Raw genomic sequence first — 12,770 nt, 5'->3', positions numbered from 1 at the left:
CTCCTTATGGCAAGGAGAATGAGAAGATGGCATGAGAGGATAAACTATTATATAACAAATAAACCCAAAAGAAAGGCTTCTTTTGGGTAGAATAAACATACATGTCTCAGCTCAACTAAACTCATTCTCTGCTACCCTATTCTCTAACTCAACTCATTCAATGCTTTATACACACTCTTGTGTATTTCTAAGCTGTTCCTATCGTATTACAATTCAGTATTTTTTGTCAATGATAAATCGGGTCTTAATACGACGGCTTTTTCTAAATATACATGTCTGATCTGATCCTGAGGAACATCTGTCTGGACGGTCATCATGACTCTTATGCATTTTTTCAGACCGCCGGTTACGTCCATTTCCTGCATACAGGTTACCGGCACGTACTGCCATCCTGAAAGCTCACGAACTGCTTTTGCCGGGAAAACGGAGTGCAAATCAGGTGTCGCCGAAAGAAGCATTTGAACAACATCTTCAGGCTTTGTTTTGTTTTCTTCTATGATTTTTTCTAACAGCTGTTTTGTTTTTTGTAAAATTTCTTCTTCAGTATCCTGTTCAACTGTAGTTGCTCCGCGAATTCCGCGAATCATCATGATGTCTCCTCCAATCGCCATTTGTTCAGCCAGCTCTCAAGTTCATTTCTGGAAAATGTGTGATCAGCAACTTTTCCTAATTCGTTGAGCACGATAAATTGAATCTTCCCGCCGCGGGTCTTCTTATCATTCATCATACGGTCTAAAAGAACCGAAGTTTCCATCTCTTTTTTGATTTGACTTGGATAGCCCAGGCTTTTTAGCCAGCTGACCAAACGTTTTCTGTCCATTTCACAGCCCACTGTCTTTTCGCTTACATATAAAGCAAACTGCATTCCGAGGGCTACGGCATCACCGTGAGTGATCTGTCCGTATCCATATTCCGCCTCAACGGCATGGCCGAGCGTATGTCCGAAGTTTAAGTAGGCTCTAATCCCCTCTTCTTTTTCATCCTGCTGAACGACAGACGCTTTAATTGAAATGCCTTTAAAAATCATGTCATTCAGCTGATCACTTGTGATATCGTGCAGTGAGCGGATATTCAGCAGCTCTTCCAGAAACGCTCTGTCATAGATAAAAGCGTGTTTAATCACTTCTGCCATTCCGGACCGAAGCTCTTTTTCGGGGAGAGAACGCAGAAAGTCTGTATCGTAGAGCACGGCTTTCGGCTGATAAAACGCACCGATTAGATTTTTTCCGTGCGGATGATTCACGGCTACTTTTCCTCCGACTGCGCTGTCATGCGCCAAAAGCGTCGTAGGCATTTGAATGAAATCAATGCCGCGCATAAAAGTAGCAGCCACAAAACCGGCAAGATCTCCTACAACACCGCCACCGAATGCGATGATGCATGAGGAGCGATCCATATGAAAACGAATCGCTTCACTCTGCAGTTTTGTATACATGTCCATGGATTTCGCCTGCTCTCCGCTCGGCACCGTCACTTTTTTCACAGGCCATTTTTCTTGCAGCAAATGAAGCATTTCATCACCATACAGGCGATCCACCTCTTCATCCGTGACAAGCATAATCCGTGTTAAAGGCCTGTTTAGAGAGGTTAATAGTTCGCAAGCCTCTTGTCTGATGCCTTGCCCGATAAAAACAGGATACGACGAGGAAGCGGTTTGAACATGCAGTGTTCTCATTAAAATTCCCTCGACAGTTTTCTCATATTCTCCACATTTTCTCTAATGCGGTCGATTTGATCTAAGCCGAATTGTTCAACGACTGCGTTTGCAATTTCCCATGCAACAGCAGCTTCAGCTACTACACTTGCCGCAGGCACTGCACAGCTGTCTGAACGTTCAATACTGGCAGAAAACGGTTCTTTCGTTTCAATATCCACACTCTTCAACGGTTTATATAAAGTCGGAATCGGCTTCATAACTCCGCGGACGACAATCGGCATTCCTGTCGTCATGCCGCCTTCCAGTCCTCCAAGCCTATTTGTAGCGCGAGTATAGCCCTTTTCCTCGTCCCAAATGATCTCGTCATGGACTTCGCTTCCATTTCTGCCGGCCGCTTCAAAGCCGATGCCGAATTCCACACCTTTAAATGCGTTAATTGACAGCACTGCAGCAGCAAGCTTACTGTCCAGCTTGCGGTCATAATGGACGTAGCTGCCCACGCCTACCGGCATTCCCTCGACAATGACTTCTACAATTCCGCCGATGGAATCTCCGTTTGTCTTCGCTTCATCAATGGCAGCCATCATTTTTTTGCCTGCTTCTTCATCGTAGCATCTGACCGGAGACTCCTCCGTTACACGCTGCAGGTCTTCAATTGACGTATATTCTGTTTTTTCAGCTTTAACTGCGCCAATTTGCAATACGTGGCCCGCTACCTTAATTCCAAGCTCAGAAAGAATTTTTTTAGCGACAGCCCCTGCTGCCACTCTGACAGTTGTTTCCCTTGCTGAAGAGCGCTCAAGCACATTTCTCATATCACGATGATTATATTTAATCGCACCGTTTAAATCAGCGTGCCCAGGTCTCGGTCTGGAAATTTGGCGTTTCATTTCCTTTTCTTCATCTTCTGTAATCGGAGCTGCGCCCATGATTTTTGTCCAATGTTTCCAATCGTTGTTTTCTACAACGAGAGCAATTGGCGAACCGAGTGTGCGGGCATGGCGCACCCCGCTCATAATTTTGGCCTGATCTTTTTCGATTTGCATGCGGCGGCCGCGGCCGTGGCCTTTTTGGCGTCTGGCAAGCTCAAAATTGATATCTTCCTCCGTTATGTAAAGCCCGGCAGGCACACCTTCAATAATGGTTGTCAGTTGGGGGCCGTGTGATTCTCCGGCTGTTAAATATCTCATGACTTCTTCTCCCTTCATCGCATTAACGCTTTTAAGTAAAACTACTATAACATATTTTTCAGCAAAAAGTCAGTCTATCTTTTTTGATAAAAGAATGTATCGGCTGGAGCCAGGCCAAATTTCTCAGGATTAAAGATTTGCTCAGTGCTGCCGACAAAGAGAACTCCATTCTTTTTCAGGCTATGTGCCATTTTCAAATAAAGTTCTTCCTTCGCGCTTTCTGTAAAATAAATAAATACATTGCGGCACACGATTAAGTCAAAGTCTTGTTCATAACGATCCGCCAGCAGATTATGCTTTTTGAATGTAATATTTTTTTTGATTTCTGCTTTTACTTCATAGCTTCTATTTGCGTTTTGAGTAAAATAACGATCCTTCACAGATGATGGAACTTCCTGTAAAGACCGCTCCTGATAGATGCCTTTTTTCGCTTTCTCCAATGCTTTTTCATCAATATCAGTCGCAAGAATTTGAAAGCCGGGAAGACTTTTTTGCTGATCCAAAAGCATGGCAAGCGTATAAGGCTCCTCACCCGTTGAGCAGGCGGCACTCCATATCTTTAAAGGCTTAGAGTGCTTGATTAACGGCAGAATAGCAGTCTCAAGAACTTCCCATCTTTTATAATTACGATAAAATTCTGAAACATTGATCGTCATTCTGTCCAATGTTTCATTTAAGAGAGCTTGATCCTTTTCCAATGCCGCCGCAAACTCCTTAAAGCTCTGATACCCCTTTTTCTCATAAAGCGACGTCAGCCTTCTTTTCATTTGTGCTTCTTTATATAATGTCAAATCGACTCCGGTTAATTGCTTCCATTTTGTTGTAAATACGCTGTATGTATCCATCTCTACTCTCCCAGTCTCGCTGTCTTTTTGTCCTAGTATAGCTTGTTTTATCAGGAAATTGTATTGTTTCAATAAAAAAATCAGCTTTTCAGCTGATTTTAGATCGGTTGGGAAAGGCAGGGGTCTGATGCACACTGCCGTTTCACCCTTTATTCACTTTAATGTAAACCTTTACAAAACAGAATGAAAACCGGCGGCATTACATGGTGCCGGCTCTGTTACTTATTTTCATAATGATTAATAGATCCAGCCTGCCATGAGCTGTTGATATGATACTAATTCTTCATTCTTAAAGAAAATGTTAATCTCGCGTTCAGCACTTTCGAGAGAATCAGAGCCGTGGATGATGTTTTTCCCGACAAACATGCCATAATCTCCCCGAATCGTACCAGGCAAAGCTTCTTTTGGATTTGTCTTTCCGATCAGCTGTCTCGTCACTTCAATGACATTTTCGCCTTCCCAAACCATTGCGAATACAGGTCCTGAAGTAATAAACTCAACGAGCTCTCCGAAGAAAGGCTTCCCTTGATGTTCGGCGTAGTGTTTCTCAGCCATTTGTTCTGTCACTCTCATTAACTTGGCACCAGCTAATTGTAAGCCCTTACGCTCGAATCTGGATAAAATATCACCAATGAGCTGACGTTGGACACCGTCTGGTTTCACCATGATAAAAGTCTTTTCCATCACATTCTCCACCCCATCATTATGTATGTATAGGCTTTCACACTGCACACCGAAATCGTAACATCTTTCTGATAATTAATCAATCCGGGGCGGAGAAATTTCTTAATATCTACAAAAATTAAAATTTTCTTTTACCGATATATTTTGCGATGGCCGCAAGAGACGAACGTGCACGTCCTCTCGGAAGCGTGTTTAATTTCTGGAAAGCTTTCTGCAGATACATTTCGCTTACTGCCATAGATGCTTCAATTGCATCTGTTTTTTTGATTTCTTCAATGATTGGTTCAAGCTGTTCCTGCGTAGTCTCGCTGTTAATCAATTTAAGCTGGTTTCTTAATGCTGGATTTTTCAGGGCATACAGCACTGGCAATGTGACATTCCCTTGAAGCAAATCTCCTCCAACAGGTTTGCCCAGCTCTTCTTCAGTTGAAGTAAAATCAAGAATATCATCAATAATTTGATAAGACATGCCGACGTAATACCCAAACCAATACAGCGCCTTATGAATCTTTTCATCAGCTCCGGACGCAATGGCACCGAGCTGGCAGCTTACTGCGATCAGGAGCGCCGTTTTTCTTTTGATGCGGCGGAGATACGTTCTGAGATTTTGTTCCATGTTGTATTTGTCTTTGATCTGCTCGATTTCCCCAAGACAAACTTCAACAATAGTCTGTGACAAAATCCTATGGGCTTTCGGTTCGTTAATTCTCGTCATCATTTCAAGTGATCCCGCAAGCATATAATCGCCTGTGTACATCGCAATGCGATTGTCCCACTTTGCTTTGATTGTCGGCTTCCCTCTGCGAAGCTCGGCATCGTCAATAACATCATCATGAACCAAAGATGCCATGTGAATCATTTCCAGAGTGACGGCGACATATTTAATCTTATTAATATCGTAATCGCCAAACATGCCGGAAAGCAGCACGAAAACAGGCCGAATGCGCTTCCCTCCTGCCTGCAGCAGATGAAGACCCGCCTCGCTTAAAAGCGGGTAATCGGAACGCACGGTTTGTTCAAGTTCTCTTTCGATTACATCAATATCGTCATTTAAAAAAGAGTAGGCCATTTTAAATTTCATATCATTCACCCAAACATCTGTGTTTTCATTTCCATCCGATATGCGTGGCAGCGACTCCGCCAGTAAACGAATGATATTTGACATTTTTCAAGCCCGCCTCTTCAAACAGGCCTGCCAGTTCCTTCATTCCAGGGAATTCTCTGGCTGATTCTTGAAGCCAAGAATATTCTTTATAGCTCTTTGCAAACAGTTTCCCGAAAAACGGCATAATATACTTAAAGTACATAAAGTAAGCCTGTCTGAATCCGAACATTTCCGGCTGGGACGTTTCCAGACATACGACCTGGCCGCCCGGCTTCACCACACGTCTCATCTCTTTCAGCACAGTCAAGTAATCAGGGACATTGCGGAGTCCGAAGCCAATCGTGACATAATCAAACGTATCATCATCAAAAGGAAGCTCCATCGCATTTCCGTGCAGCAGTTCAATTTGGCTGAATCCGCCGTCTTTTACTTTCTGCTGGCCGACACTCAGCATATTTTTACTGAAATCCAAGCCCTTGATCTCGCCGTTTTTGCCGGCTGCTTTTGCAAGAGCGATCGTCCAGTCAGCCGTTCCGCAGCAAACATCAAGCGCTTTGGCACCTTCTTTCACATCCATGATGCGCATCGTTTTTTCGCGCCATTTTTTATGCTGCTGAAAACTGATGACAGAGTTCATTTGGTCGTAGTTTTTAGATATTTTTTCAAATACTCCATGAACGCGCTGTTCTTTTGATTCCTGCATAATGGTTTACCCTTCTTCCACTTTCTGATGATAGGTTTGATTTTGGCTGATTGTCTTCAGGCGGTTTAATAAAGCATGCTGAATAGGTGAATTTAGAGGCAAAAGTGACTCAATGCTGTTTTTCGCTTTTTTAAAACAATCTTCTAATATCTCTTCTTTTGTTTTTCCCAGCTGTATAAAACTGCCGATCACATCCAGAAATGTATCATTTCCGTTTATAAGCCGCTTAAATACAAAAAAATCACTCGACAGCTTTTTCCAGCGCGGGAGGTTGAAGTGTTCCGCCACCCGATGGAATAAAGCTGATTCAACGATGCCGACACTTTCGAAAAAATCGTGTTCATCCTTGAAAGAACGGTCATAGAGACGAATTTTATGTTCATTGATTTCTTTGATAGCTGTAGCAAGCGTCCGAATCATGTAGATATCCTTCATTTCAGATAACAAAGAGTAGTACAGCCCGCTGAAATAATCGCCTGCGAGAACAGTCAATTGGCGGTTTTTGTTTTCGTCTCGTTTTATGACTCTGGCTGTCGTCACTTCATCATGGGTATCAAGGGCGCTTTGTACAAGCATCGCTGTTACAATATAATTTTCTCTGTCGTTGTTTTTTATGTCGGCTTCCTCAAATAAAGCATGAAAAAGAAGAAGCTTATCCTCATCAATCTTTGGCGCAGAAATATGCTTCGCTAAATAAGGATGAGACAGCTTTTGTTTTAATTTCGTGTTCAGATTGGCTAAAGTTCCGTAGATGTCTTGCAAAAATATCACCCTTGTCCCCAAATTCACATTTATTTCTTAATCTATGTATGAGTTTTATCTTTTCATTCGCTTACGCAGGTATCATTATAGCATAAAAAAAAGAAATTGGCTGTATTCACCCGCTGTTTGCGAGCATTTGCGTTGAACAGCGGGAACAGCCAGCTTATTTTTTTTCGCTTTTCATTTCTCCGTATGCGGTTTGAATGAGTGCCTCTCCTCTGACCTTAATGGCAGAAGTATGCTCTGTAAACTGAGCGATGATTACTTCTCCCTTGTCGAGTTTTTCGGAATGGTGAAACTTTGTGTCTGTTCCTCTTGTCAGGCCGATCACATTCACTCCGTCCTCAACCGCTTTAATGACGACAAAATCACTTGAATGCTTTTCGTTCATTTATAGCACCCTCTATCTTTATTAGTCCTGGCGTTTAATATGTTCCAATACTTCAGCACGGGCAGCAGCATCATCTTTAAAAACGCCTCTGACTGCTGAAGTAACAGTTTTTGCACCCGGTTTTCTTACTCCGCGCATCGTCATGCACATGTGTTCTGCTTCAACCACTACCATTACGCCGTGCGGGTCAAGCGTTTCTACGATGCTTTCCGCAATAGTAGAAGTGATGCGTTCCTGAAGCTGCGGGCGCTTTGCAACAGCTTCAACGGCACGTGCCAGTTTGCTGAGGCCTGTGACCTTTCCGCCTCGCGGTATATATGCAACGTGTGCTTTTCCATAAAAGGGAACAAGGTGATGCTCACACATAGAATGAAACGCGATATCTTTTACAAGAACAAGCTCCTCATGGTTTTCACCGAAGATAGTCTGGAAATGTTCTTTCGGATCTTCATTCAAGCCGGAGAATACTTCGGCGTACATCTTTGCGACTCTTTTCGGAGTATCAAGAAGCCCTTCTCTATTCGGGTCTTCTCCGATCGCTTCTAAAATTTGACGAACAGCTTGTTCGATTTGCTCTTTATTAACTTCTTTCATGTTCTATGTCCTCCACCAATGAATACATTTAATTTCGATTCTAGCACACATGCCCCGCTAAAAGCAAAGTGAATGCCCTGCCAGGAAGCCCATGCTCTTGAAATATGAAAAGCCCCTTAGAAAGGGGCTTTTCTGTGAAGAAATAAAGTGTATGTAAGCTAGATGCATACACGATCTATATTCACAATTATTTTCCGGCAACTGCGTCTTTAAGCGCTTTACCTGGTTTGAAAGCAGGTACTTTGCTTGCTGGAATTTCGATTTCTTCACCTGTTTGAGGATTGCGTCCTTTACGTGCAGAACGTTCACGCACCTCGAAGTTACCAAAACCGATCAGTTGAATTTTATCACCGTTTTTAAGTGCATCTAAGATCGTATCAAAAACAGAGTCAACTGCTTTTGTAGCGTCTTTTTTAGACAATTCGCTTGCTTCTGCAACCGCATTGATAAGTTCTGTTTTGTTCATGCCTTTCACCTCCTCCCAAAAGGAATACATTCAGTTCGTTTATTATCATTTCTTCACAGTTCAGTCTGATTCTAAACCTGTCTCAGAAAAAAATCAGAGCAGGCAAGAAAGACAATTAAACGGCTTTTTACGAAAAACTGCACTCTGAGGAATGTTTGTCCAACAAAGTGAAGAATTTCTGTATGTAGAGTAACACATATAAAAAGCCATATCAAGCATTTTAAAGCGTCAATCCCTTGCTCGTCAAGGATTTAACGTGATTTATCGAACAAATATTCCTTTTTTTACTTTTTTCATCCTATTCTTTGATCCTTTTCCATTATTAAGAGCAAAGAAAAAAGACCTCCCATTCTATAAAGAGGTCTTGCGGTATTACAGGATGATGGCGATTAAGCCGCCTGAGCCTTCGTTTATAATTCTTTCTAACGTTTCTTTTAATTTGTACCGTGCGTTTTCAGGCATTAATGACAGCTTTGCCTGAATCCCTTCTCTCACAATTGAGCTCAGTGATCTTCCGAAGATATCGGAGTTCCAGATGGAGAGCGGATCATCCTCAAAGTCTTGCATCAAATAGCGTACAAGCTCTTCGCTTTGTTTTTCCGTTCCGATAATCGGCGCGAACTCGCTTTCGACGTCTACTTTGATCATATGGATCGACGGAGCGACAGCTTTCAGCCTCACACCGAATCGTGAGCCCTGCCGTATAATTTCCGGCTCATCGAGACTCATATCTGTTAAAGCAGGCGCTGCAATGCCGTATCCCGTCTGTTTGACCATTTTTAAGGCATCGGACACTTGATCATATTCTGTTTTCGCATGGGCGAAGTCCTGCATGAGCTCAAGCAGATGGTCTCTTCCTCTGATTTCAACGCCCACCACTTCTTTCAGGATTTGATCATATAATTGGTCCGGCGCGTACAAATCAATTTCAGCCACCCCTTGGCCCAGCTCGATTCCGGCTAACCCGGCACTTTCAATGAACTCAAACTCGCTGAATTGGCCGACAACCCTGTCTACATCCCGGAGACGCTTAATATCCTTAACGGTTTCCTTCACGGATTCCTGATAACTTTCACGCAGCCAATGGTTTTCTTTCAGTACCATTACCCAGCTTGGGAGATTGACATTCACTTCAAGCACCGGAAACTCGTAGAGGGCCTCTCTGAGCACATTCAGCACATCTGTTTCCCGCATGCTTTCCACGCTCATTGCCAATACCGGGATATCATATTTTTCGCTTAAATCCTGGCGCATGGCTTCTGTTTCCGGGTGATACGGCCTCACTGAGTTGATGACCATAATAAAGGGTTTGCCAACCTCTTTCAGCTCTTCAATAACTCTTTCTTCAGCCTCTATATAGTCACTTCTGGCGATATCCCCAATGGTGCCGTCTGTCGTAATGACAACTCCGATGGTCGAGTGTTCCTGAATGACTTTTCGTGTGCCGATTTCAGCAGCCTCATGAAATGGGATCGGTTCTTCGTACCAAGGCGTATTAATCATCCGCGGCCCGTTTTCATCTTCATATCCTTTTGCACCGGGAACTGTGTAACCTACACAATCTACTAATCTTATATTGACATCGAGTCCGTCTGACACATGAACAGACATCGCCTGATTCGGAACAAATTTAGGCTCTGTAGTCATAATCGTTTTGCCGGCTGCGCTTTGCGGCAGTTCATCCTGCGCACGTGCCCGGTCTGCTTCGTTACTGATATTCGGGAGCACCACAAGCTCCATAAATTTCTTAATAAACGTGGATTTTCCTGTACGGACAGCACCTACGACTCCTAAGTATATATCGCCTCCTGTTCGTTCAGCGATATCCTTGAAAATATCGACCTTTTCCAAGTGATCCCCTCCCGGACTTCCTATCCTTCTCAATTTTATTAAGCTCTTTCAATCAAACACAGGACACTATATGTGTATGACGTTGTCCTATTTCAATATGACATCTTTAGAAAATTTCCCATCCACAATCTATTAAAGTATAAAAAAACCTTTCTCCCTATTTGTATGCAAGGGAGAAAGGTTCATTCCTTTTTCATATCATTTTCTAAAAAAACAGGTTCCTGTTTGTCATTTACCGTATATTTCACAGAAAACGCGGGGACAAAGGGGGTTTCTTGCCAAATCATATCCTGGATTTCAGAACCGGGTTTAAACGTTTTTTTGCTTTTTTTGAGGCAAGAAGCCAGCTCAGTCCGGTAATCGGCATATATTTCTCCGTCTCCGTCAATCATAAGCGGCAAGGAATTCCCTGAGATTGGGCTTGTCACTGTAAGAGTGCTTCCATCCCCAAGCTTCTTCCCATCGAGTGTAAATAAATCACGTGATAGCACATCCTTGTAAGGCGGATATTGATGCTCCTGGCGGTACATTTGGACGCGCAATTTCACATCGCGGATTTTTTCAGCCATCTTTAGATCAATCAATTTAACTGTCGGATCGTTCTCTACGTCAACAAGCACATATTGATAGTCTCCTCCGCTTTCATATGCCGTGCTTGGAGGTTCGGCTATATATCTCGGCGCTAAACGGTTAAAGTCTATCGGATACTTTTGATATAGCGGTGTCGACATATCTTTTGTTTGAATGGGAAGCAGCCCTCCATTAGCCTTTTGAAATTCATCAACAGCAGACTGAACCTGCTTTAGCTGGTCCTGATAAGGAATGGCATGTACACTGCTTTTCCGCTCATTCGGATATAAACACCCCGATAAAAACACGACTGCCGCAAAAATTATAGCGCACTTCAGTTTACCCATACAGCACTTCCTTTTACAGCTTTATTCATTGACGGGGCCGCTGAATACCACGAAAAACACAATAATTCCAGATATGAGCATACACATGTAAGCAAAAGACGATACCGCTATCTTCAGTAACCGATTTTGAAACTTAAACCGGCTTAAATAGATGGAAGCTACAGCCAGAAACATCAGACCCATGGACCCCAGTGCAAACCACATTTTCATCAATGCCAGACTCAATGACCTGCGCCTCCCCGATATGTATGATGTAAGCGTTATATTTTAATTTTAATATACAGCCCCGGAAAAGATCAACCAGATTTTCCATCCTTTGATAGAACAAAAAAACTGAAGCAAAGAGGGGGACCTTCACTTCAGTCAAATTGACTATATTCACCTGCACGTTTAAGAAACACTCTCTTGGACTTCGATGCTATAGTATGCGACTTGACACACAGATGCATCCTCTATTGCCTAAATCGGCAAAATGTTTCAGGAGATCCCAAGACTTGGGTGTTCTTCTGTTTTTCGAGCTTTCGTTCAATTAAGATATGCGGTCTTCAATACGATTGACACTTTTACTTCACTTGATTTTCAAACGTATTGACCAGATCCTCCATCTCATGGGTTTTGCCCCTCGCCATTAAAGATTCAACAGCAGTATCCACTTTTTGTCCGTTAAAAAGAACTTGATGGAGTGCTTCTGTAATCGGCATTTTCACATCATATTTCTTCGAAAGCTGATAAGCCGCTTTTGTCGTGCGGACGCCTTCAACTACCATTCCCATCTCTTCGAGAACGTCTTCAAGCTTGTAGCCCTTTCCAAGCAAATTGCCGGCACGCCAGTTTCTGGAATGTACACTTGTGCACGTAACAATCAGATCGCCTACTCCTGTCAATCCAGAAAACGTCAGGGGATTCCCGCCCATTTTCGTTCCGAGTCTCGCGATTTCGGCAAGTCCGCGTGTAATCAAAGCCGCTTTGGCATTGTCGCCATACCCTAAACCGTCTGTAATTCCTGCGGCGAGGGCAATAATATTTTTTAAAGCCCCCCCGATTTCAACTCCGATAACGTCAGGGTTTGTGTACACCCGGAAATTGTGATTAATAAATAAATCCTGCACCTCTTCTGCTGCCCGCATGCTCTTTGAAGATGCAGTAACGGTCGTCGGATGCCGCAGCCCCACTTCCTCCGCATGGCTCGGTCCGGAAAGAACAACAATATCCTTTCTGGCATCGCTCGGGAGCTCAATTTCCATAATCTCAGAAATGCGAAGGAGCGAATCAGGTTCTATGCCTTTGCTGACATGAACAAAGACTGCCTTTTTCGTTATAAAAGGCACAGCCTGTCTCAGCACTTCCCGAATCGCTTTTGTCGGAACCGCAACGATAATGAAATCTGCATCCGAAACAGCTTCATTCATATCTGTTGTTCCTTTAATGGTTGTAGGCAGCTTAACATTCGGCAGATAATCTTTGTTTTCATGCAACTCATTAATTTGATGAATTAAATCTGAACGGTGAGCCCACACACACACTTCATTTCCGTTATCAGCTAGAACTAAAGCTAGCGCCGTTCCCCAACTCCCCGCTCCAAGCATTGTGACTTTTTTCATTTTT

General features: G+C 43.1%; 15 protein-coding genes. All 15 read right to left on the bottom strand.

The features are described 5' to 3' along the window. Positions 1-206 precede the first annotated feature (206 nt). Positions 207-590 (bottom strand): chorismate mutase, encoded by a 384-nt coding sequence (aroH, locus tag KHQ79_RS19805; RefSeq protein WP_225516664.1) that lies wholly within the window; start codon positions 588-590, stop codon positions 207-209. Beyond that, positions 587-1,675 (bottom strand): 3-dehydroquinate synthase, encoded by a 1,089-nt coding sequence (aroB, locus tag KHQ79_RS19800; protein ID WP_225516663.1) that lies wholly within the window; start codon positions 1,673-1,675, stop codon positions 587-589. Before aroB ends, aroH begins: the two co-directional genes overlap by 4 nt. Beyond that, positions 1,675-2,847, bottom strand: coding sequence for a chorismate synthase (aroC, locus tag KHQ79_RS19795; protein ID WP_019258758.1), 1,173 nt, complete (start codon positions 2,845-2,847; stop codon positions 1,675-1,677). The genes aroB and aroC overlap by 1 nt, the downstream gene beginning before the upstream one ends. A 74-nt stretch (positions 2,848-2,921) precedes the next feature. Further along, a complete protein-coding gene (gene cheR, locus KHQ79_RS19790) occupies positions 2,922-3,692 on the bottom strand; it encodes a protein-glutamate O-methyltransferase CheR (protein WP_004398101.1) in 771 nt (256 codons plus the stop codon). A gap of 237 nt (positions 3,693-3,929) precedes the next feature. Next, positions 3,930-4,379 carry a nucleoside-diphosphate kinase gene (gene ndk, locus KHQ79_RS19785; RefSeq protein WP_010886554.1) on the bottom strand — a complete coding sequence of 150 codons (450 nt, stop codon included), beginning with the start codon at positions 4,377-4,379 and terminating at the stop codon, positions 3,930-3,932. Positions 4,380-4,494: 115 nt separating this feature from the next. After that, the gene (gene hepT / locus KHQ79_RS19780) at positions 4,495-5,457 is read right to left on the bottom strand and encodes a heptaprenyl diphosphate synthase component II (RefSeq protein ID WP_004398107.1); all 963 of its coding nucleotides are present in this window, start codon (positions 5,455-5,457) and stop codon (positions 4,495-4,497) included. 25 nt (positions 5,458-5,482) lie between these two features. Then, positions 5,483-6,184 (bottom strand): demethylmenaquinone methyltransferase, encoded by a 702-nt coding sequence (menG, locus tag KHQ79_RS19775; protein ID WP_060398908.1) that lies wholly within the window; start codon positions 6,182-6,184, stop codon positions 5,483-5,485. A gap of 6 nt (positions 6,185-6,190) precedes the next feature. Then, a complete protein-coding gene (gene hepS, locus KHQ79_RS19770; protein ID WP_225516662.1) occupies positions 6,191-6,946 on the bottom strand; it encodes a heptaprenyl diphosphate synthase component 1 in 756 nt (251 codons plus the stop codon). Positions 6,947-7,109: 163 nt separating this feature from the next. Continuing rightward, positions 7,110-7,337, bottom strand: coding sequence for a trp RNA-binding attenuation protein MtrB (mtrB, locus tag KHQ79_RS19765; RefSeq protein ID WP_003225517.1), 228 nt, complete (start codon positions 7,335-7,337; stop codon positions 7,110-7,112). Between the two features lie 21 nt (positions 7,338-7,358). Next, positions 7,359-7,931 (bottom strand): GTP cyclohydrolase I FolE, encoded by a 573-nt coding sequence (gene folE, locus KHQ79_RS19760; protein ID WP_003225516.1) that lies wholly within the window; start codon positions 7,929-7,931, stop codon positions 7,359-7,361. A 187-nt stretch (positions 7,932-8,118) separates the two neighbouring features. Next, positions 8,119-8,397 carry a non-specific DNA-binding protein Hbs gene (gene hbs, locus KHQ79_RS19755; RefSeq protein ID WP_003153447.1) on the bottom strand — a complete coding sequence of 93 codons (279 nt, stop codon included), beginning with the start codon at positions 8,395-8,397 and terminating at the stop codon, positions 8,119-8,121. A gap of 372 nt (positions 8,398-8,769) precedes the next feature. Next, positions 8,770-10,248 (bottom strand): stage IV sporulation protein A, encoded by a 1,479-nt coding sequence (spoIVA, locus tag KHQ79_RS19750; protein ID WP_004398133.1) that lies wholly within the window; start codon positions 10,246-10,248, stop codon positions 8,770-8,772. A gap of 182 nt (positions 10,249-10,430) precedes the next feature. Continuing rightward, positions 10,431-11,165 carry a hypothetical protein gene (locus KHQ79_RS19745; protein WP_225516661.1) on the bottom strand — a complete coding sequence of 245 codons (735 nt, stop codon included), beginning with the start codon at positions 11,163-11,165 and terminating at the stop codon, positions 10,431-10,433. Between the two features lie 21 nt (positions 11,166-11,186). Further along, complete coding sequence (locus KHQ79_RS19740) at positions 11,187-11,390, bottom strand: DUF2768 domain-containing protein (RefSeq protein ID WP_060398910.1); 204 nt, start codon at positions 11,388-11,390, stop codon at positions 11,187-11,189. Between the two features lie 338 nt (positions 11,391-11,728). Then, positions 11,729-12,766: an NAD(P)H-dependent glycerol-3-phosphate dehydrogenase gene (locus tag KHQ79_RS19735; RefSeq protein WP_225516660.1), complete on the bottom strand. Its 1,038-nt coding sequence runs from the start codon at positions 12,764-12,766 to the stop codon at positions 11,729-11,731. Positions 12,767-12,770 lie beyond the last annotated feature (4 nt).

It is taken from the genome of Bacillus sp. TSO22, assembly GCF_020223595.1.
GTDB lineage: Bacteria > Bacillota > Bacilli > Bacillales > Bacillaceae > Bacillus > Bacillus inaquosorum.
The sequence above is the reverse complement of the archived record's forward strand: the minus strand, read 5'-3'. Positions and strand labels throughout refer to the sequence as shown.